The following is a 22,490-nucleotide window of genomic DNA, read 5'->3' on the forward strand; positions in this document are numbered from 1 at the left end:
CGACTCGAAATGAAAAAACGTATCGTAGTTTTGATCTCCGGTAGTGGCTCGAATCTTCAAGCCATTATCGATGCAGTAGAAAATGGCCAAATTAATGGCCAAGTGGTGGCCGTAATCTCCAATAAAAGCGATGCTTTCGGTTTAAAGCGTGCAGAAAACCACAATATTGAACATTGTGTTATCAACCACAAAAACTATCCAGACAGGGAAAGTTTCGATGCGCAGTTGCAAACAAGTATAGAGCAATTTGCCCCTGACATTGTGGTATTAGCCGGGTTTATGAGGATCTTAACCCCCGGCTTTGTTACCCACTTTACCGGTAAACTTATCAACATTCACCCTTCTCTGTTGCCCAAATTTAAAGGCCTGGATACCCACCAAAGGGCCTTGGATGCCGAGGAGCAGTACCACGGAGCTTCAGTACATTTTGTAACACCTGAGTTGGACGGTGGCCCTGTTATTGTTCAGGCTCCTGTTGCTATAGTCTCTGGTGAAACGGTCGATTCACTAAAAGCAAAGGTCCATAAGGTAGAGCACCAAATCTATCCCCTTGCAGTGCAATTGCTCTGTGAAGATAAAATAACAATGACCAATGAAGGTGTTCATTACATGAACGAAATGCTGCCACAAAGCGGAATAATCCATGAAGTTAAGATTTAACTACCTTGCCAAAATTGTCGCCTCGTTGTTGCTCATATCCGGTCCTGCCGTAATAGCACAAGAGTCTTCAACAGCAGTTGCAGATTCAGATAGAAAAGTTGTTAAAGCAGCAGAACAGCTAAAACCATTTTTCGCTAAATACACAGCTTACAGAAACGGTAGTGATATCGGCCATGCAGTGATGTCACTGGAAAAAGCAGAAAACGGCTATAAGCTTTTTTATCAAAGTGACGTATCCATTTTTTTTCTTTCAGACACCCGTTCAGAAACCAGCTATTTTAATATAGTCGATGGCCAATTTGTTCCGCATACATACGCGTACCTGAGGGAAGGTACAGGTAGAGATAAATCCTTAGATTTAACCTTTAATGACGATAAAACAATAACAATCAAAAATCGTAAAAAGCAGGCCAGTACCATTAACTGGCAAGGTGAGTGGGACAATCAGCTATACCGGTTTGACCTGCAACGCCAGTTAAAACAAGGTGTAACCGAAACCCGTTACAATCTGATTAATTACCGCGGTGAATTAAAAACCTATGGTTTTGAGGTGGCGGGCGAAGAAGTGCTAAAACTGCCGTTCGGAAAACTCAATACCATCAAGGTTAAAACTATCCGAAATAATAACCGGCGAGTGACCTGGTCGTGGTTTGCACCTGACCTTAATTATCAATTGGTACGGCTGCAACAATTCAAAGAAGGTGACGAGCAAGGCGATATCCAGTTATCGGAATACCGTGTCTCTGAATAAACTTGTTTTCTCTAGTTACAAAAAACCGGTACATGAATACCGGTTTTTTATTATTAGCAGAACTCAAAGCTGATTACTTGCTGGCAATATACTCGTCTACGAATTGTGCCAACACATCTAAAGGCACTGGCCCTTGTGCTAACACTACATCGTGGAACTCTCGAATATCAAACTTGTCACCCATTTCTGTTTTAGCTTTTTCGCGTAACTCAATAATTTTATTCATACCAATCTTATAAGCTGTAGCCTGACTGGGCAATACGATATGTCGCTCTACCATTTTCACAGCGTCTGCTTTAGCGTTTGGTGTATTACTTACGTAGTAATCAATACCCTGCTCACGGGTCCACTTCATTGCGTGTATCCCGGTGTCCACAACCAAACGACATGCTCTCCACAATTCCATGGCTAAGCGCCCGAAATCAGAATACGGGTCTTCGTACAAGCCAATCTCTTTTGGGACTAACTCACTGTATAATCCCCAACCTTCGGTGTAAGCAGTGTAACGACCAAACTTTCTGAATTTTGGTATGCCTTGCAGTTCTTGTGCGATGGCAATCTGCATGTGATGTCCCGGTACGCCTTCGTGGTAAGCCAAGGCTTCCATTTGATAAGTTGGCATCGACGCCATGTCATACAAATTCGCGTAATAAGTCCCCGGACGAGAGCCGTCCATGGAAGGTTGCTGATAGAAGGCTTTACCGGCTGACTTTTCACGGAAGGGTTCTACCGCTTTCACGATGAGATCTGCCTTTGGCTTGGTAATGAACAATTCATCCAGACGTGACTTCATATTGTCAATATAGGCAGTCGCTTCATCAAGATAACGCTTGCGGCCTTGTTCATCAGAAGAGTAGATAAACTGGTCGGCTTCCCGCATATAGACAAAGAACTCTTGCAACGTGCCATCAAATTTCACTTTTTTCATGATTTCGCGCATTTCATCGTGGATCCGGTCCACTTCTGAGAGACCAATTTCATGAATTTCGTTTGCCGTGAGGTCAGTTGTTGTGGTTCGCGCCAAGGCATTGTTAAAAAATGCTTCACCTTCCGGGAATTTCCACACGCCATCTTTAGTATCAGCGCCAGCTTCAATTTTTTTCAATCCAGCGATAAGATTTTCATAGGCCGGTTTGACCGAATCAATCAGAGCGTTTTTGGCATCGTCTAATAAAGCTTGTTTTGCCGACTCATCGATGTCTAATCCTGCTACTTTTCCAGAGAAGTCAGCCCATAAAGTACTGTCCTCACCCTCATCAAACGGAGCTCCTGTAATGATATTTTGGCTGTCATTGATAACATAAGGATAAACAAATTTAGGCGCCACAATCCCTTTTGCAGCACGAGTATTTAAGTTTTCTACCAACTGTGAGAACAAAACAGGTAAACCGTTCAAACGGGAAATGTAGGCTTCTGCATCAGTTACATCTGAAATGCGATGCTGGTTGATCAGAAGCGACGCCACTGAAGAGTGCAAACCAAACATTTGATTTACCGGGTAGTTGTAATGACGCCATTTAAAGTCATCAATGCCGCGCTGTAGCTGTTGTTCCATAAGCTGCCAGCTCAATTTAGTTTGCGCATCCAGTTTAGCCACATCAATGGCTTTTACCTTAGCCAATTGCTGTTTAGTCACCTCGAGATCTTCTAATTCTCGCTTAGGCGAGATGTCATCCCACTTATCCTGATCAGTCTTAATGCCTAAATAAGATTGGTACATTGGAGAGCGCATCACATTTTCCATGAAAATTTCATCGAAAAGCTGATTAGCTTTTTCAGACTCAGAGATAGCTTGTGTCTCTGCTGAAGTAGCAACTTCAGGACTTACAGGTTGAGTGCTGGTACTTTGGGCACATCCGCCAAGTAAAAACGCCAGAGACACTGCCATTGAGATGGACTTTAACTGCATCATATTTCCCTCGAAATTTTATAATTAATTTAGTGTTGGGCCAGGTTAACTTTATTTTTCCGTCGCATCGGTCATCGATATCACTATCTCAAATTAACAGCGCACCAGATTTTGACCAAAAAGCTCGTAGCTTTCCTGTTTTTAATCAATCAGAACTTTACGCTTTTGCACTGTTAAAGATCAACTCCCCCTGTTTGAAAAGTAAAAACTCACCTGTGCCCATTTTTTGCCAGGTTTCGTCTCCTGTGAGAGGCTCAGTTGCAATCACAGACACAATATCATCAGGTGTGGTTTCTTCTTGAAAGTCGATTACCCAATCAGTATCTATTAATGTCGCCTTGCCGAACGGCGCACGACGAGTAATCCAATGCAGTTTAGATGTGCAATAGGCCATTAAATAGACGCCATCAGAGAGCAGCATATTAAATACGCCCAATCCTCTCAGGGTCTCAGCTTGCTTGGCAATAAAGCGAAACACCGTTTGCATGTTTTTAGGTTTCGTGGGGTACTTTTGGCGCACCTGATCCATTAGCCAACAAAAAGCCAACTCACTGTCGGTATTACCGACAGGTTGGTATATTTCCGGTTTTAACAACGATTTGTAATTACTCAGCTGCCCGTTGTGGGCATAGGTCCAATGCCTGCCCCACATTTCTCTAATAAATGGATGCGTATTTTCCAGCGAAACTTTACCTCGATTAGCCTGGCGAATATGGCTTATTACAGCACGAGATTTAATGGGGTAAGACCTGACAAGTCGAGCAATTTCAGAGTCACAACTAGGTAAAGGGTCTTTAAAACTGCGGCAGCCCTTACCTTCGTAGAAAGTGATGCCCCATCCATCTTTATGAGGACCTGTACGCCCGCCTCTTTCTAACAGACCACAAAAACTAAAACATATATCTGTTGGCACATTTGCCGACATTCCAAGTAGTTCACACATAACAGACAACAATGGTTTACGATTTTTTACGATAAAAAATTCAAACACCTGTTTGAATTTTAAGATTTATGCTATAAATTAAACATCTCGTTTACATTTAATTTATGGGCAAACTTATCATACTGCCCTATGGAGCCATTATGAATTTATTAATATGGTTTTTTGCTTTAGCGGTTTTAGTCGGAGCATGTAGCTATCTGCGCATTAAGTTGTTTCACAGCACTGCGCTCATCGCAGCCTTATTCGCCGTCGGTACATTCTTTGATGTTGTCGGCTTGTTAGGCTGGTTGGCGTTTGCTGCCGTTGCGGTTCCTCTTAACTCTACGGGGTTAAGGCAGCAATACATAACTGCACCAGCACTTAAGCTTTATCGTAAGATTATGCCGGAAATGAGTAAAACAGAGCAGGACGCAATAGACGCAGGTACTGTATGGTGGGATGGCGAATTATTTAGTGGTAATCCCAACTGGGAAACTTTGCACAACATTCCACAAGCGCGTTTATCAGCGGAAGAACAAGCTTTTCTTGATGGACCAGTAGAAACTGTCTGCGGTATGGTGGATGAATGGCAAGTTAACCATGAATTAGCCGACCTACCACCAGAAATCTGGCAATACCTGAAAGACAACAAATTCTTTGCCATGATTATCAAAAAAGAATTCGGTGGTCTCGAGTTTTCAGCTTACGCACAATCACGCGTTTTACAGAAGCTTTCCGGAATGAGTACTGTTCTGGCCAGTACCGTAGGGGTACCCAACTCCTTGGGGCCCGGCGAGTTATTACAGCATTACGGAACGGATCAGCAAAAGCAGCAGTACATACCTGCCCTTGCTCGAGGTGAAGAGATCCCTTGCTTTGCCTTAACCAGTCCAGAAGCAGGTTCTGATGCGGGTGCGATACCGGATCAGGGCATAGTATGTAAAGGTCAGTGGAATGGTGAAGAAGTCGTAGGCATGAAGCTTACCTTCAACAAGCGTTACATTACTCTTGCGCCCGTCGCCACAGTTGTGGGCCTTGCATTTAAACTTTATGATCCAGAAGGTTTAATTGGTGACGAGCAGGATATAGGCATTACTTGCGCCTTGATCCCGGCAGATACTAAAGGATTGGATATCGGCAACAGACACTTCCCGTTAAATGTTCCGTTCCAGAATGGTCCGATTCGCGGCACAGATATCTTCGTACCGTTAGACTACATCATCGGCGGCGTAAAAATGGCTGGCCAAGGCTGGCGTATGTTGGTGGAGTGCTTGTCAGTAGGTCGCTGTATCACCCTACCGTCCAACTCTACTGGTGGTGTAAAAACTATGGCATTGGCCACAGGGGCTTATTCCAGAATCCGCCGTCAATTTAAACTCCCCATCGGCAAAATGGAGGGTATCGAAGAGATGTTGGGCCGTATCGGGGGTAATGCCTACTTGATGGATGCCGTAACCAGCATGTCTACCAAAGGCGTCGACTTAGGTGAAAAACCTTCCGTTATCTCCGCCATCTGTAAATATCACCTCACTGAAAAAATGCGCCAATGCGTAATCGACGCAATGGACATTCACGGTGGCAAAGGCGTTATGTTAGGGCCAAATAACTACTTGGGTAGAGGCTATCAAGGAGCCCCCATTGCCATTACAGTGGAAGGCGCAAATATCCTGACGCGTAACATGATGATCTATGGTCAAGGTGCCATGCGCTGCCATCCGTTTGTCCTTAAGGAGATACGAGCTGCGGCAATCAAAGACAAAGAGCAGGCGCTACAAGAGTTTGACGAAGCCTTGTTCGGCCATATTGGCTTTGCCATCAGCAATACCGTGCGCAGTAAATGGCTGGGCTTTAGTGCTGCCAAGTTTATCAGCACGCCCTATAAAGACGAAACACGCACCTACTATCAATCGCTCACGGCATTCAGTGCCAACCTTGCAATGCTGTCTGATATTGCCATGGCTTTATTGGGCGGAGAGCTTAAACGCAAAGAACGCATTTCAGCGCGCTTGGGCGACATCTTGAGTTACCTGTATGTGGGCTCTGCAACCCTAAAACGCTTTGACGATGAGGGTCGCTTAAAAGAAGATTTGCCTCTGTTGCACTGGGCCATGCAGGATACGCTGCATAAGGCTGAAATGGCGATCGTGGACCTGATGGACAATTTCCCTAACAAGGTGGTTGGTCGTATTTTGAAGGTCATGATGATGCCTTGGGGTCGTCGCCATAAAAAACCTTCAGATGAACTAGAGCACAAAATTGCATTGATGTTGCAAGCACCAGGCAGCTCCAGAAGCCGTTTAGGTCACGGGCAATACTTCACCCCGACAGCCAATAATGCCATTGGTAAAATGGAGCAAACTCTGAAAGACATTTTAGATGCCGAGCCTATCTTTGACCGCATCTGCCAGGCGGCTAATGAGAAGCTTCCTTTCACCCAGCTTGATAAAGCGGCGCAAAAAGGCCTTGAACTGTCAGTAATAAACGAACAGGAAGCGGCACTTTTGAGACGCGCTGAAGCGGGAAGATTGGAAGTCATTAACGTCGATGACTTCGAACCCGAAGCATTAAGAGCGGGCTCAGCAAAACCAAAAGCACGCACCAAAGCAAAAGCAGCATAAGCTGATATCGACACTTATTTAAAACGGTCCTTTCAGGGCCGTTTTTTTGTTTTGGGCCTTTTAGGTATAAAAAATCTTTTTAAATAACCTAAACTTAGGCGATACTAACAGCACTAAGTGTCCAACGTGTCAATTGACCTACCGGAGTTTAGGTATCGTTAATTGAATGATCAGCTTTTTATGAAGGTGCGGAAATGCACGAAGATGATTTTCCAGATACCCGCGATTTCGCCAAAATATTGGTGGTGGATGACGATCAAATAAATTTAGAAACCATTACTCATACCCTCGAATACTACGGGCACAATGTCTTTCCTGTAGAAGATGGGGAGTCAGCCTTAATGGCTGTTAGCGAGTTTTGCCCTGAGCTAATTATTCTTGATATCAATATGCCGGGCATGAGTGGTCTTGAAGTTTGTCAACGGCTGCAAACTAACCCTGATACCAGCAAGATCCCAATTATATTTTTAACAGGCAGTAAAACCGACATTAATAAAGCCTTCGAATTAGGTGGCGTAGATTACATAGTAAAACCCTTCAATACCCACGAAGTATTGGCTCGTGTTAACGTACATGTGCGTATCAGCTTATTGCTCAATACCCTGGCAGATACCAATGCTGCTCTGGAAAAAATCACCGGCAGTCTGGAAGAGCAAGTTAAAGAACGCACCAGAGAACTGGCTCTGTCCAATCAAAAACTGACCGAAGAAATAGCTCAAAGACAGAAACTGCAAAATAAATTAGAGCAGCTTTCTCGATACGATATGACCAGTAGTTTGCTCAACAGAATCGCCATGGAAGAGCAGCTGGATTTTAAATTGCTGGAAAGTCAGATGTTAGAAGACTTTACGCTTTTTTATCTGTATATCGATGTCGACCAGTTTAAAGTTATCAACGATACCTGCGGACATGCTGCGGGTGACCAGCTCATCAGAAACCTCGCAGAATTGCTAAAGAAAATTACGCTGGAAGAAGAAGTGATCGCGCGTATGGGCGGTGATGAGTTTTCCATCATCTACAACAGCAAAAATATTGAAACAGCGAAACGAAGAGCGATTGATATCCGTAAAGCTATCAACGACATGCACTTTGATTGGGAAAAAGAACACCTGTTTATCAACGTTAGTATGGGACTGGTGGAACTGAACGCCGAATTCCAGGACGCAAACCACATTATGAGTGTCGCTGAAAGGCTCTGCTTTGAGTCTAAGTCTCAAGGCGGTGGTGAACTGCTTATCTATGAGCAAGAAAAGGAAACCGTGCGCAACAATACGCGTGCAGTGAGATGGGTGCCAGTAATCCAGCAATCCATAGAACAAGACAAGTTCACGCTTTTCGGTCAAGGCATCTACACCACCACCTCCTCGCAGCGCGCTAAATTCGAAGTGCTACTGCGCATGCAAAGCAGCGGTTCAGAGCTTATACAACCGGGACAATTTATTAATATCGCCGAGCAATACCATTTGATATCCGCCATCGATCACAAAGTGCTTTCAAAAACCTGTGAACTGATCAATCAGAATCCTGACTTTTCAGGCCAGTTAGCACTGAATATTTCCGGTGAATCCGTTTATAAAGCCAGTTTTGTCGAACAGGCTTATGATACCATCCAGAAAAGCGGTATTGATGCCCGTAAGTTGTGCTTTGAAATTAACGAGTCATCAGCACTGACAAACCTTAATGCCACCAGGCGCTTTATAGAACGACTGAAAGGCCTGGGCTGTACTTTTGCACTTGATGATTTTGGCACAGGCACGTCCTCCTATGGATTTTTACGAGATCTGGACGTTCAATATGTGAAAATTGACGGTAGCTTTATTCACAAGATTGGCTCAGAGAAGATTAGCCGCATGATGGTTGAGTCCATTGTCGCTATAGCCCGCGAAAATAATATGCAGGTCATTGCCGAAGCGGTAGAAACAGACTCAATGCTAAAAGTACTGAAAGAAATAGAAGTTGATTATGCCCAAGGATTTTTATTGCACAAACCAGAAGCACTTGAAAATCTGATAAAGCGCCAGCACTAAGTTGTTAAAAGCAGGAACATTATTTGATTGATATGAGTGAAATTTTGCAACAAAAACTAGAACAGTATCATGAATATTTCACCATCAAACACGAGCTGAAAGTCAATTTGTCTTTAATGCCTGAGAACTTCCAATTACCAGAGCTGAACGAGCTGAGCCATCACATGCCCTATGCATTCAGGATGGCCAGTGAACTGGCAGACATCGAAACAAAAGCACTTCGTCCATTGAGACATTTAGGTGAGCACGCCAGGGAATTAGCGGATTTTTTGAATCACCAGTCACGAAAAATCGATCTCATGATGTCCTACATCTTGCATCAGCAAGACAACGAAGAAGAACGCTTCACTACTATCGAATTCGGCGGTGCAGGACTTGCCATAAAAAGTACCACACAGATGACTGCTGGAGAGATTTATCAAGTTAAAATATTTATCGAAGAAGAAGCCTCTGCGGTTTTTTGTTATGCTGAAGTGATCCAATGTGAGTCAATAGACGAAAAGCATTATCGAGTCGCATTGTTACTCAACCGAATTAGAGAGCAGGATCAGGAGCTTCTGGTAAGGGCCAGTCTGCATCTGCAAACTCGACATCTCAAAAAACGAAACGAACAAGCTAAGTAGTTACCTGCTAAAAAATCGAATGCAAAATACAATTTTTTCTCCCCAGCTGCCAGCCAAAGCTGGCGAACAGCGTTACTGGTGTAATCTATCTGGCAGCTCCCCTGCCCTGGCTATTGCCAATACCGCGCTACAAACTGATAACCGAATTATTGCCGTTACCGCTGACTCTCCGGCAGCGTTAAAGCTTGAGCGAGAGATTAAGCACTTTATTAAACACAGTGATGTTAAAGTGAGTGTCTTCCCCGATTGGGAAACGCTGGCTTATGACTCATTTTCCCCGCATCAGGACATCATCTCTCAGCGCCTTGAAACCCTATATGAGTTAACCCAACCGGGTAAAGATATTTACATATTGCCGGTAACGACCCTGCTGCAAAAAATTGCACCAGTGGAATACCTTGGGAAATATGTTCTGTTCCTGAAGCAGGGTCAAACACTGGATATTGAAGCATTCCGCAATCGTCTTAACCGAGCGGGTTATAGTGCGGTAAATCAAGTCATGGAACACGGCGAATATTCGGTTCGAGGCAGCATAATTGACTTATACCCTATGGGTACCACACAGCCTTTGCGACTGGATCTGTTTGATGATGAAATTGAAAGTATTCGCGCATTTGATCCCGATACCCAGCGTTCAGGTGAAAAGCAAAACGACATACGCCTGTTGCCTGCTCATGAATTTCCCATCAACAAGCAAGGCATTGAGCAATTTAAAGAAAATTATAAAAGCCGGTTTGATGCAGCAATAGGCAAAGGCTCTATCTTTCACGATGTCAGTTCAGGTGTCATGCCTGCGGGTATTGAATATTATCTGCCCCTTTTCTTTGAACAGACTGCCAGTATCTTTGACTATATCAGTCAGGAGACCTTGTTTGTAACGCAAGGTGATATCAATCAGGCGATGGACTTTTTCCTTGCTGATGTGAGTGAAAGATATGAGCAGCATCGATGGGATCCACTGAAACCCTTATTGCCACCCGAAGATTTATTTCTTCGCGTAGAAGAACTAAACCAAGCCATTAAACAATGGCCAAGGGTCAATCTCTGTCATGACGTTCCAGACAATAAAAGTGGTGTGGTGCAGTACCAGATAGATAAAACCCCTGACATCGCCATAAACGCACAACTGAAAACCCCTTTTGTTAAATTAAAAGCCCAAATAAAAACCTGGCAAGACAATGGCACAAAGATATTGTTTTGTGCTGAAACCGCCGGTCGCAAAGAAGCCTTACTGGAGTTATTAGCTGAAGCGGAAATTAAACCTGTTTCCTATAACCACACCGATGCTTTTTTAAGTGCTCATGAGTCTGTCGGTATCTGCATAGGTTATGTTGATAACAGTTTTGTTATAGAAGGTTCAGATGGCTCACTGGCGTTTGTCACCGAAACCGAATTACTTGGCCATAAAGTCAGCCAGCGACGATTGCGTAAAAAACACACGGCAACAGACGAATCAGCTGTTATCCGCAACCTGGTTGAGCTGCAGCCAGGTCAGCCTGTGGTGCATATCGAACACGGTGTGGGTCGGTATTTGGGCTTGCAAACCTTAGATGCCGGTGGCGTAACTACAGAATATCTCACGATTGAATATGCAAAACAGTCTAAGCTCTATGTCCCGGTTGCTTCACTACACCTGATTAGCCGATACAGCGGTGGTAACGAGCAGGCACCATTACATAATTTGGGCACAGATACATGGAGTAAAGCGCGTCAAAAAGCGGCCGAAAAAGTCCGTGATGTAGCCGCTCAATTATTAGAGGTTTATGCACAACGAGAAGCTAAACCCGGTCAAGCCTGCAAAATAGACTGGCAGGAGTACCGTCATTTTGCCGACAGTTTCCCCTTCGAAGAAACCGATGATCAGCAGCAAGCTATTAATGCCGTCATCAACGATATGGGCTCAGCCAAAGCTATGGACCGACTGGTTTGCGGCGATGTGGGTTTTGGTAAAACCGAAGTTGCCATGCGAGCGGCCTTTATTGCGGCAAGCCAGGGAAAACAAGTAGCAGTATTAGTTCCAACAACACTGCTGGCACAACAGCATTACGAAAACTTCAGGGATAGAATGAGTCAATGGCCTTTTCAGATAGAAGTCATGTCGCGTTTTAATACCAGTAAAGAGCAAAAACAAGTATTGGCGGGCATTGCTGAAGGCAAGGTAGATATCGTAATTGGTACCCATAAGCTGATACAAAAAGATGTTAAATTTGCAGACCTGGGCCTATTGATTATCGATGAAGAACACCGTTTCGGGGTACAGCAAAAAGAAAAAATTAAAAGCCTACGGGCCGAAGTAGATATTTTAACCCTTACCGCGACACCAATCCCCAGAACCCTCAACATGGCCCTAAGCGGCATGCGAGACTTGTCAATTATTGCGACACCTCCAGCAAAACGGCTTGCGATTAAAACCTTCGTTAAACAGCGGGATAAAGCGTTAATCCGTGAAGCCGTGATGCGCGAGATTCTGCGCGGTGGACAGGTCTATTTTCTGCATAACGAGGTAGAAAGTATCGAAAAGACCGCCAGTGAAATTTCCGAAATAGTGCCAGAAGCTAAAGTTGCTGTAGCTCATGGTCAAATGCGTGAAAAAGAGTTGGAACGGGTCATGTCCGATTTCTATCACCAGCGCTTTAATGTGTTGGTCTGTACCACCATTATCGAGACAGGTATCGATATCCCGTCAGCAAATACCATTATCATGGACCGGGCTGATCATTTAGGCCTGGCACAGCTACATCAATTACGCGGACGTGTCGGTCGTTCTCATCACCAGGCGTATGCTTACTTGCTTACACCGCATCCAAAACGCATGACCAAAGATGCCACTAAACGCCTTGAGGCTATTGCCCAATCAGACAATCTCGGTGCAGGTTTTGAGTTAGCCACCCATGATTTAGAAATCCGTGGCGCAGGGGAACTATTGGGTGAAGAGCAATCAGGGCAAATCACCACAGTGGGATTCAGTTTGTATATGGAGATGCTGGAAGAAGCCGTAGAAGCATTGAAAGCCGGTAAACAGCCGTCACTGGACAACCTCATGGCGCAACACACAGAAGTTGAATTGCGATTACCGACTCTGCTTCCGGAAGACTACATAGCCGACGTTAACATTCGCCTGTCTATGTACAAAAAAATCGCATCATGCAAAGACAAAGCGGCTTTAAAGGACATTCAAGTGGAATTAATTGATCGTTTTGGCATGTTACCTCAAGCGACTAAAAACTTATTTAAAGTTCACGAGCTTAAATTGAAAGCAAAGAATATCGGTATTCAAAAGATCGATGCCAACGCCCAAGGTGGATTTGTAGAGTTTGGTGAGCAAACTAATGTTGATCCAGGTTTTATCATTCAGTTAATACAATCCAAACCCGATGTATATCGCTTTGATGGGCCCCAAAAACTTAAATTCGTGAAAGTTACGACGGATGCGATTCAGCGGTTGGCGTTTATTGAGGGACTGGTTAATGATTTTAATCGGCAACAAAAAGTTGCTTAAGCAGCTGGGTAACATCGGATTGTTCGTTTAGAATGACAAAAACTCACTATCAGGAAAACAAATTGCGCAGGGGAAGTACCTTTAAATACTTGTTTGGTTTATTGGTTGCAGCCACTTTGGAAGTGCATGCGACACAGTCGCGCGATCAGGATCCGTGGTGGTTTGAAGTAGAAGCCATTGTTTTTGAAAGAGCTATCAATCCAGATACCATTGAAGAGCAATTCCCTCTCGAAGCGTCTTACATAGCAAGTAAAGATTTACCAGACTTCATCACGAAAGCGTTATTACCAGATTTTGATTTTTTACGACAAGGCGCTAAAACCTGCCTTTCTGAGGAAAAACCTCTGCCCTTACCAGCACAAACGGCTAAATACCCGAGAATCCTTGATGTCTCCAATATGCATGATTTGGCAAAAAAGCTTGAAAATGATGACACGGGAATATCAGAAAGTTTGCTAGCTTCAAGCTTGATGTCACAGCCTGAGTGGATAGTACAAAACAAGCCCTCTGAAACCTGGCAACAGGGCTTAGATACATTTTTCACTGATTTGAGCACTGAGTACAGTGACTGGAAAAGCCAATCCGAAGCGCCTGTTTTTTATCGAATACAGGCTGTTACTCATAAGCAAAGCCCGCAGTCAGTGGATTTGCCAAAAACACTTTATTGTCAGTGGTCCTCAGAGCAAGCTTTGTTCAGTGATCCTGAAATAAATAAACTTCGCAACTATGCTTTTTTACCTGAAATCCCTTCTGTAATAGATGGAATTGAACTGCCCTATTCGGATATTGCTTATGCCTTGCCGGCACAGCAGCTGCAACTAAAGAAGCTGCGCAGGGATATCAACCGAACCAGAGGCTTAACGGTCTTGCTACATACTGCCTGGCGCCAAAACGTGATCATTGGCAGAGACAATGCACCATGGTATCGACTGGTGGCAGGCAAAAACTATAGTAAAGAGTTTAATTATGCCGGCTTACCCTTAGATGGTCCCGCCAGCAATAACAAAACAGAGACAAAGACACTATTTGAACAAATCAAAACGATTCTTGATACTGATGTTTCTGAAAACGAAAAAACTAGCTTGATACCAGAGCAGTTATTAGCGTTGCGCGCATCACCTTTGAATTCAGTATCAAATGAAGTGTGGGAACTCGACGGCAGAATAAAAATATTCATCGAATATTTAGGCCGTACCCCCTATTTGCACCTGGACAGCGACTTAAACTTCCGAGCACCTGTTTATATCGACTGGCAGGGACAAGAAGCCAATGACAGTGCTCAAACAATCACAGACTCATCTGGTATTAGTAATGCAATTGCGCCAGCGCCCAATTTTTTAAAAACCTTTCACTTCGACCAATTGCGCAGGATGATCAGCACAGAATTGCACTATTTTGATCATCCCTTATTCGGCATGGTAGTTCAGATCCGCCGTTATCAACGTCCTGAACCACCTGAAACCGATTTATCCGAATAAGCTATTGCAGCGTAAGATAACTTACACCAGATACGACAAAGGCCACTAATACATTTAATACAAAGCCTTCTCTGGCCATGGTTTTAATGGGAAACTTATCTGTACCGTAAACTATTGCGTTTGGCGCGGTAGCCACTGGCAGCATAAAAGCACAGCTCGCCGAAATTGCCGCCGGGATCATCAGCAGCGCAGGCTCTATTCCCATTGCCATGCCACTTAGCGCCAAAATAGGCATTAGCAAGGTAGCGGTTGCAGTATTTGAGGTAATTTCCGTCAAGAAAGTAACAAATAAACAAATCGACAGGATGAGCACCGGCAACGGTACATCTTGCAGAAAACTCAGTAAGTCTCCCATTTTCTGACTTAAACCAGATGCCGTAAAAGCTTTCGCAATACAAATACCACCGGCAAATAACAATAATAAGCCCCAAGGGATATCGTTAGCCGTTTTCCAGTCCAGTAAACTCTCTGATTTGCCTTGGGCATCGCGCTCACCGTTGGGTACAATAAACATGGCCACCACCCCAATTAAGGCGATGGTGCTATCGCCTATTGACTTGATCCCCAGCGCTTCAGACCAGTATGGTCGTCCCACCCATGCTAAGGCCACCAAACCAAAAACAACCAAAACGCGTCGCTCAGCAGCTTTCCACTGCCCAGAGGTAGGAATAGTCACATTACCCAGTGGTCCCAGCCCTCTGGTCAACCACAAAGCCATAATGGGGATGGCGATCACCACGATAGGTATCCCGGTTTTCATCCATTGCAAAAAGGATACTTCTTGTCCTTGAGATTCCTGATAAACGCTGATGAAAATAATATTGGGCGGCGTGCCTATTGGTGTGCCGACGCCACCCAGGCTTGCAGCATAAGCAATGCCCAACAGTAATGCTGCTGCTAATCGCGGATTGTCTATAGAGGATAAAATTGCTAGGGCTATGGGCAGCAGCATTAAAGTGGTAGCTGTGTTGGAAATCCACATACTCAAAACAGCTGCGGTCAGCATAAAGGCCAGAACCAGTCGAGCAGCGCTTTTGCCTCCAGTAATTTTGAGCATTTGTAATGCAAAGCGTTTGTGAACACCCGACTTTTCGATGGCTTTAGAAAGCATAAAAGCACCCATCAACAGAATGATCACATGACTGCCTAAGGCCGACGCAGCTTCTTTGTGAGACAGTACGCCGACAGCGGGAAACGCCGCAAATGGGATCAATGACGTCGCTGGAATAGGCAACGCTTCACTCACCCACAACACTGCAGTGACCAGGGTAATGGCAGCCGTCCAACTAATTTCAGGAGTTACGCCTAACGTATCCAGGTACCACTTTAAAACCCCCGCTACAATCAGCGCGACTAGAATGATGGCCTGTTTAGTGTTCATTCAGCTCATCCAACTTGGCGCGAAGAGTTTGCCAGCGCTCTGATGACTGACAGTTAGTAAGCCCTTTGAAAGTAGGTGCAGCCATAATCATCTCAGCGATTGCAGTGCTCATTTTGGGCTGGCCTTGATAGCTATCCAAAACTTCAATGGCGGTATCGCGACTGTTGCAAATAAGTGCCATATCACAACCTGCCCCTATTGCCAGGTGTGCTCGCTCGGTCGGGCTACCGGACTTAACTGCACCTTCCATTGTAAGGTCATCGGAAAACACCGCGCCTTTAAACTGCAAGCGTTCGCGCAATTGCTGCTGTATCCACACTTTAGAAAAGCCTGCAGGCAGCTCATCAAAAGCAGGATAAATTACATGAGCTGGCATTACCGCATCCAGAGCTCCTTGCGACATCAACTGTTGAAAAACCCAATAATCTTTGTCGAGTATTTCTGCCGCTTCTCTATTATCAATTGGCAGTGCGATATGTGAGTCTTCTTTAACGCTGCCATGTCCGGGAAAATGCTTTCCCGTTGTTGCCATACCAGCGGCGCGCATCCCCTGACAAAACCCATTAACCAATTTGACCACTGAAGATTTGTCCGAAGCAAAGCCGCGATCACCTATTACTTCTGAAATATCGTTAATATCTGCCACAGGAGCGAAGCTAATATCGATTCCGACGGATTGAATCTCCAAAGCCATAAGCTCGGCAACAGCTTGACAGTAGCTTACGGCCGAATCCATGTTACCCTGACAAAGCTCAAGGATACTTCCCATAGATGGCAGAGCAGTAAAATCCTGCCTGAAACGCTGCACTCGGCCGCCTTCCTGATCAACAGCAAAAAGTAATGGTTTTGGCACCTTGCTTCTGATTTCTGAGGTTAATTCTGCTATTTGTTGATGATCTTCAAAGTTGCGAGTAAAAAAGATTAAACCACCGGTAAGAGGATGTTCCAGTATTTCCTTGTCTTCCGCGCTGAGTGACTGGCCCGGAAGGTCCAACATTAAAATTCCCATTAAATCGATTTATTGTTGTTATTAATACCGCCACTATAAAAGATGCACATCACCGAATGCAATTGGCCTGGGGATTAAAAGCGAAACTAATTCAAAAAAGCGATAATTAGCATCTATTCTTCCGACTTTATTTATCCTTTTTGCCTGATAGACTTTCGATATTGAAAGAGTTTGAGTTTAGGAGTAGCAAATGTTCGCAGTAATTTTTGGCAGAGATGGGTGTCCTTTCTGTGTCAGAGCAAAAGACTTAGCAGAAAAGCTTACCGGTGACAGAGACGATTTTAAATATCGTTACATTGATATCCATGTCGAAGGGATCAGTAAAGCAGACTTGGAGAAAACGGTTGGTAAGCCAGTAGAAACCGTACCGCAAATCTTCCTCGACCAAAATCACATAGGTGGATTTACGGAATTCGAGGCATACGCGAAAGAGCATCTCGGATTGTACGAATAAAGCACAAGGGTGTGTCACAACGAGGTGACACACCTGCATTTTAATGTTTGTCGCTCATCAAAGTAAACGACACTTCATCAAATACTTCGCCGTTAATTTGCACCTGAATCTTGTGCAAACCAGGATAGTATCTTCTGGTCGTTACCGGTTTAAAGGAGTGCTTTTTCGTAAGCGTTAATGACGCTCCATTCCAGGTATCTATTACCTTCCATTTAAACACCTTGGGTGCCAGTTTTCCGTTGACTTTTTGGTGCCAAACCACATAGTCAATCATCAAACTTTGATTGTCTCTGCTGTTCGAAGACAAATTTAAAGTGGCAGAGACAACACCGCCCCAACTAACCTGCTCAGTATCCAGCGTCAATACGGTATTACCGGTAAACCTTGTGTAACCAAATAATGCCAGAATCTGAGGTTCCCCCTGTTTTATCAGTGTGCGACAAGCGTGACGCAATAAACGCATGCGCTGTCTATTATCCGTAGCAATATGACAGGCCACAAAATCAATAACAAAACCTGGATTGTCTTTGGCAATATCGTTAAGGTTATTCGCAACGGAACGCCTCACATATTCTGAGTCATCATCTAATAAGCTTTCTAAAATCGGCATTAGCGGTTGCGGGTCTCGAATTAAATCGGGCAACTGCTTTCCCCAAGGCAGTCTGGGTCTGGCGCCTTCGCTGGCTAATCTGCGCAAGTGCTCATTATCAGACGTAGTCCATTGAGTGATGGTCGTGAATGCCTTGGATAAGTCCATAAGAATAAAATCGCGAATGGCAAATTCGGCGCTGAAACGCTTTGTTAATTCTGAAAGCAGTATTAAGCCCTCATCAAAGTATTCAGGGATAGCACGAATAGCCACAAGGTCAGCTAAAGGCATAATTGCCCACCCTCTGACGCCTTCTTTTTCCACTCTGGCAAGATTCATATCCATGTTGTCATCTGGGTGCAGAATAGCCCTGATTATTTCAGCAAAATGGTTAAAATCTATCGGTAAGCACTGGTGCAAAGCTTCGGTTATTTGCATCGAGCGTTGCTTCAACTCCAGCGAATCCAAATCTTTTATTGCTGAATTAATAAAATTCTCGGCGGTAAATTCAGGAAATCTATCCTGTATTGTTTCAGCTAAAGCGGTGATCAGGGCAACATTGAACTTTTCTTTGAATGGTTCTGGCATGGCGGTCTTCCACAAAAGTACGGTCTTTCACAAAGTTACTGACCCTACCAGCCGGCAGCCCCAAAAGTGTCAGTAGCGCTGCGAGTGCCTTTATTAATCAGATTAATGAAATGGTTGATAGGTTTCTTCAAATGCCGCTCTGAAAGGCTCTAACGCTCCCTCATCGGAAAGTGTTTGCCAGGCAGTTTGCACAGCTTCGACAACACTTGAGTTTGAATCTTTATTTAGGGCTACATACAGATCGTAAGAGCACTGTGGTAAATACAAAAAGGGCGCAAACTGCTGGTTGGAATAGCCTAATCGTTTTACTTCTTGTGCAAATGAAATCGAGTCGAACACCATCAAATCAACCCGTCCTTTATCCAGCATTTTAAACTGAACTTCGTAGTTTGCACTTTTGTGAACCACCCTATAGCCCATCTCTTCAATGCAGTTTGTGGGCGCACCATTGTTAACACCTGCCACAGCCCAAACCTCATTTCTCTGTAACTTGTCAAAGACCACATCGTTACGCCCGGCATTCTTATAGAGATAAACTGGCATAGGTAACAGTTTACCAATCCAGTTGAACTTGGCCTCTCGTTCAGGAGTTCTTGCAATAGAAAAAATTAACGTATCAGGTGTTGTTTCAGCGAGATGGTAAGTACGCGCCCAAGGTAGAAACTCAATATCAGAAACAGCTAAAGAGGAAGAACGGCGTATTTCGGTTAACAGCGCCTGTACCATTTTTGTCGCATGACCATCGGGTTCACGTTTGTTGTTTTGATAGTTATAAGGCTGGTAATTTGTACTCAGCACTGTCAGGTCATTAGTTTGTTGCGCAGCTAACTGCCCGGATAACAAAACAACAATGAACAGAATCAAAAAACGCATCATACTTCAGTGGTTAGGGGCGCGCTGAATCCTGCAGCAATGTAAGTAATAACCTTCCTGATTAAATCTTCAATAACCATGTGTTGCTGATATTCAGCTTCTGCTATCTCAGATAGGGCTTTACTGGATATCATAGTAAACACACAGGAACCAAGTGCAAAATGCCAGCGCCAGAACACCTCACTTGGGGAGAGGTGCGGCACAGCCAAATGCAGTGCTTTGTTTAAATGTTTAAGTTCAGCAGCAAAGTGACTGGTAATGTAGCGTCTTAAGTGACCTTGTGATTCATAATAAGCCCGTGCAAATAGCTGAACAAACACACGGGTACCGTTAGGTCTCACCTTTTCCAGTGACAATAACGGTTCGACCAACGCACCAAATAGAGTTTCAGTGCTCGTCGCTTCGCCGGACTCACGCATAGCTATCAGTTTTTGATCCAAAGCCGGCATTAATACACTGAGATAGCGTGCCAGCACTTCCTGAATAAGTTGTTTTTTAGACCCAAAATGATAATTCACAGATGCCAGGTTAACATCAGCTTCGCTGGTGATAGCTCGAAGAGAAGTATTGTCAAAACCGAAATCGCAAAACAGGTGTTCAGCGGCGTTCAATATGCGTTCTTTAGTGGACACGTTTCTAATTATAAATTCTTTGTGTTTCAGGACTGTAAAGGGTCTGTAATTAAAGTTCAAGCAAGATAACTTAATTCTATGGCTATCTATCTAAAATATGGTGCGCTCAGTTGCCTGAGGTACAGTCAGGCATCTATACTGTCGTGCGAAAACATACCCAATCGTTTTTACATTAATAATAACGACAGAAATGAGGAACACTTCATGATTAAACGCTCGATGTTGGCGGTACTTATCGCATCAACGCTCGGCATGGCAGGATGCAATGACACCACGGAAACCGTAAAAAAAGACAGTAACGTTGAAAAAGCGCCTACTGCGGAAGATGCCAAAGCCTTTATTAAAAGCGCACAAGAAGAATTAGAAAAACTACAAGCGCCCGCCGCTCAAGCGGCCTGGGCTTACCAAACCTATATCATTAAAGACACCGCTGCGGTATCCGCCTATTTATCAGAAAAGCTCTCTAGCCGAGCGTCTGAATTAGCTAAAGAGTCGGCTAAGTTTAACAACGTTGAAGTCGATCCTGACACTCGCCGTCAATTAGATTTATTGCGTAACTCTCTGGTTTTGCCTCCTCCTGGAAATGCTGCTGATTCAGAGCGTCTGGCACAAATTGGTACCGACATGGAAGGTATGTATGGCGCAGGTCAATATTGCCCGGAAGAAGGCAAATGTTGGGGCCTGACAGAGATGGGTGGCATGATGGCCACAGAAAGAGACGAAAAGCTACTATTAGATATCTGGCAGGGCTGGCGTCAGGTGTCACCACCGATGAAAGATCTTTACGTTGAGCAAGTAGAAATAGCTAACAAAGGCGCTCAAGAGTTAGGCTTCGAAAATATCAGCGAGTTATGGCGCGGTAAATATGACATGGAAGCCGATGCTTTTGAAAAAGAACTGGACAGATTGTGGGGTCAGGTCGAACCCTTCTATGATGCCCTACACTGCCATGTGCGCGCAGAGCTTGGTGAACAATACGGTACCGATGTTGTTCCGCAAGACCAACCCATTCCGGCGCACCTGCTAGGCAACATGTGGGCACAAACGTGGGGCAACATCTATGATATCGTCAAACCTGAAGAAGAGTTACAGGTTACCGATGTTACCGCTGCCCTTGAGGAACATGGTTACGACGAAATCAAAATGGTTGAACAGGCAGAAGCGTTTTTTACTTCTTTAGGTTTTGAGCCGTTACCAGAGACTTTCTGGGAGCGCTCACAGTTTACCCAACCAGCTGATCGCAATGTAGTATGTCATGCGTCCGCCTGGAACCTGGATGATAAAGAAGATCTGCGCATTAAGATGTGTATCCAGAAAACGGGAGAAGAGTTCGCTGTTATACACCACGAACTAGGTCATAACTTTTATCAGCGTGCCTACAAAGATTTACCACTGGTTTATCGAGGTAGTGCCAATGATGGCTTCCACGAAGCGATTGGTGACGTAATCGCTCTTTCCATTACACCCAAATACATGAAGCAAATCGGTTTGATTGACGAAATTCCAGATGCTTCAAACGACATTGGTATGTTGTTAAAATTGGCGCTGGATAAAATTGCTTTTGTTCCCTTTGGCTTATTAGTTGATAAATGGCGCTGGGGTGTGTTCTCCGGTGATGTTACGCCAGAGCAATACAATGATTATTGGTGGCAATTAAGAGAGAAGTATCAAGGCGTTATGGCGCCAGTTGAGCGCCCTGCCGATGCTTTTGATCCAGGGGCTAAGTACCATATTCCAGGCAATACGCCATATTCTCGTTACTTCCTTGCCCACCTGCTGCAATTCCAGTTCCATCGTGAGCTTTGTAAAATAGCAGGTGACGAGGGCCCGGTTCACCGTTGTTCAATTTATGGTAACGAAGAAGCCGGAACGGCACTAAACAACATGCTTGAATTAGGCCAAAGTAAGACATGGCAAGAAGCTCTGGAAACCTTGACCGGTTCACCACAAATGGATGCGACGGCCATATTAGATTACTTTGCACCACTTAAAGTGTGGTTAGATGAGCAGAACAAAGACCGTACTTGCGGTTGGTAAACTCATCAACAGCAAACAACACCGTTTGCTATCTTTACTGACAAAGTAAAATGAAAAGAGACTGAGTTGTCAGTCTCTTTTTTTGTTTCTGCCCCGTTCATCTTCAGCCCCAAAGTTCTGGCTTAAATGCTGTTTCGTTATTAACAGCAAAGGCAGCCCTTCAAATTTGCACTAGTGCTCAAGCGTCACAACCATAAAAGCAAAACGGCTCTTCGGCTTTGCGCTATCCCATTCAAGAGATTTGATTTAGAAGCTCATTTGCAAAGTGATCTTAGAACCTGTTCACAACTAATATCGTGTACGGTGTTGCTTAAAAGCTACTGATTATGAAAAGCGCTTAATCAAACTGTCGTCTGCAGGCTGGTCTTAGCGGGTTAGGAGTTAATACTTTAATGTATCTTTGCTACTGAGTGAGTTTCCCGGGAGGCACTAACAAGGGC

At 44.4% G+C, this 22,490-nt stretch carries 16 protein-coding genes; 9 read left to right on the forward strand and 7 right to left on the reverse strand.

Translation table 11 applies throughout. From position 1 onward, the window contains the following. The first annotated feature begins 9 nt into the window (after window positions 1–9). Both purN and AABA75_RS11215 read left to right on the forward strand, forming a co-directional pair. The gene (purN, locus tag AABA75_RS11210; protein WP_338292690.1) at window positions 10–660 is read left to right on the forward strand and encodes a phosphoribosylglycinamide formyltransferase; all 651 of its coding nucleotides are present in this window, start codon (window positions 10–12) and stop codon (window positions 658–660) included. Next, a complete protein-coding gene (locus AABA75_RS11215) occupies window positions 644–1,411 on the forward strand; it encodes a DUF3108 domain-containing protein (protein ID WP_338292691.1) in 768 nt (255 codons plus the stop codon). Before purN ends, AABA75_RS11215 begins: the two co-directional genes overlap by 17 nt. A gap of 73 nt (window positions 1,412–1,484) precedes the next feature. On the opposite strand, the gene AABA75_RS11220 is transcribed toward AABA75_RS11215, so the two are convergent. Beyond that, window positions 1,485–3,323: a DUF885 domain-containing protein gene (locus AABA75_RS11220; RefSeq protein WP_338292692.1), complete on the reverse strand. Its 1,839-nt coding sequence runs from the start codon at window positions 3,321–3,323 to the stop codon at window positions 1,485–1,487. 154 nt (window positions 3,324–3,477) lie between these two features. Then, entirely contained in the window at window positions 3,478–4,263 is a 786-nt protein-coding gene (locus AABA75_RS11225) for a class II glutamine amidotransferase (protein ID WP_338292693.1), read from the reverse strand. A 140-nt stretch (window positions 4,264–4,403) separates the two neighbouring features. Between AABA75_RS11225 and fadE the strand changes: the two genes are divergently transcribed. The 5 genes from fadE to AABA75_RS11250 all read left to right on the forward strand — a co-directional run bounded on the left by fadE (window position 4,404) and on the right by AABA75_RS11250 (window position 14,487). Beyond that, window positions 4,404–6,860 (forward strand): acyl-CoA dehydrogenase FadE, encoded by a 2,457-nt coding sequence (gene fadE / locus AABA75_RS11230; RefSeq protein WP_338292694.1) that lies wholly within the window; start codon window positions 4,404–4,406, stop codon window positions 6,858–6,860. A gap of 194 nt (window positions 6,861–7,054) precedes the next feature. Beyond that, window positions 7,055–8,887 (forward strand): two-component system response regulator, encoded by a 1,833-nt coding sequence (locus AABA75_RS11235; protein ID WP_338292695.1) that lies wholly within the window; start codon window positions 7,055–7,057, stop codon window positions 8,885–8,887. Window positions 8,888–8,919: 32 nt separating this feature from the next. Continuing rightward, entirely contained in the window at window positions 8,920–9,510 is a 591-nt protein-coding gene (locus AABA75_RS11240; RefSeq protein WP_338294845.1) for a PilZ domain-containing protein, read from the forward strand. A 19-nt stretch (window positions 9,511–9,529) separates the two neighbouring features. Next, window positions 9,530–13,009, forward strand: a complete 3,480-nt coding sequence (gene mfd / locus AABA75_RS11245) for a transcription-repair coupling factor (protein WP_338292696.1) — start codon at window positions 9,530–9,532, stop codon at window positions 13,007–13,009. A 32-nt stretch (window positions 13,010–13,041) separates the two neighbouring features. Beyond that, entirely contained in the window at window positions 13,042–14,487 is a 1,446-nt protein-coding gene (locus AABA75_RS11250; protein WP_338292697.1) for a CsiV family protein, read from the forward strand. A gap of 1 nt (window position 14,488) precedes the next feature. On the opposite strand, the gene AABA75_RS11255 is transcribed toward AABA75_RS11250, so the two are convergent. Together AABA75_RS11255 and nagZ are read right to left on the reverse strand one after the other, a co-directional pair. Continuing rightward, complete coding sequence (locus AABA75_RS11255) at window positions 14,489–15,868, reverse strand: SLC13 family permease (protein ID WP_338292698.1); 1,380 nt, start codon at window positions 15,866–15,868, stop codon at window positions 14,489–14,491. After that, window positions 15,858–16,865: a beta-N-acetylhexosaminidase gene (nagZ, locus tag AABA75_RS11260; protein ID WP_338292700.1), complete on the reverse strand. Its 1,008-nt coding sequence runs from the start codon at window positions 16,863–16,865 to the stop codon at window positions 15,858–15,860. Before nagZ ends, AABA75_RS11255 begins: the two co-directional genes overlap by 11 nt. 202 nt (window positions 16,866–17,067) lie before the next feature. On the opposite strand from nagZ, the gene AABA75_RS11265 reads away from it, so the two are divergent. After that, on the forward strand, window positions 17,068–17,331 hold the full coding sequence (locus AABA75_RS11265) for a GrxA family glutaredoxin (protein WP_338292701.1): 264 nt from the start codon (window positions 17,068–17,070) through the stop codon (window positions 17,329–17,331). A 40-nt stretch (window positions 17,332–17,371) separates the two neighbouring features. Here AABA75_RS11265 and AABA75_RS11270 read toward each other — a convergent pair whose 3' ends face one another. The 3 genes from AABA75_RS11270 to AABA75_RS11280 form a co-directional block, all read right to left on the reverse strand. Beyond that, entirely contained in the window at window positions 17,372–18,508 is a 1,137-nt protein-coding gene (locus AABA75_RS11270; protein WP_338292702.1) for a DNA alkylation repair protein, read from the reverse strand. A 102-nt stretch (window positions 18,509–18,610) separates the two neighbouring features. Beyond that, window positions 18,611–19,384, reverse strand: a complete 774-nt coding sequence (locus AABA75_RS11275; RefSeq protein ID WP_338292703.1) for an ABC transporter substrate-binding protein — start codon at window positions 19,382–19,384, stop codon at window positions 18,611–18,613. Further along, window positions 19,381–19,992 (reverse strand): TetR/AcrR family transcriptional regulator, encoded by a 612-nt coding sequence (locus tag AABA75_RS11280; RefSeq protein ID WP_338292704.1) that lies wholly within the window; start codon window positions 19,990–19,992, stop codon window positions 19,381–19,383. Before AABA75_RS11280 ends, AABA75_RS11275 begins: the two co-directional genes overlap by 4 nt. A 225-nt stretch (window positions 19,993–20,217) precedes the next feature. Here AABA75_RS11280 and AABA75_RS11285 point away from each other — a divergent pair, with 225 nt between their 5' ends. Next, window positions 20,218–22,050, forward strand: a complete 1,833-nt coding sequence (locus tag AABA75_RS11285; protein ID WP_338292705.1) for a M2 family metallopeptidase — start codon at window positions 20,218–20,220, stop codon at window positions 22,048–22,050. The last annotated feature ends 440 nt before the right edge of the window (window positions 22,051–22,490 follow it).

Origin of the sequence: Planctobacterium marinum (genome assembly GCF_036322805.1) — a bacterium.
GTDB lineage: Bacteria > Pseudomonadota > Gammaproteobacteria > Enterobacterales > Alteromonadaceae > Planctobacterium > Planctobacterium marinum_A.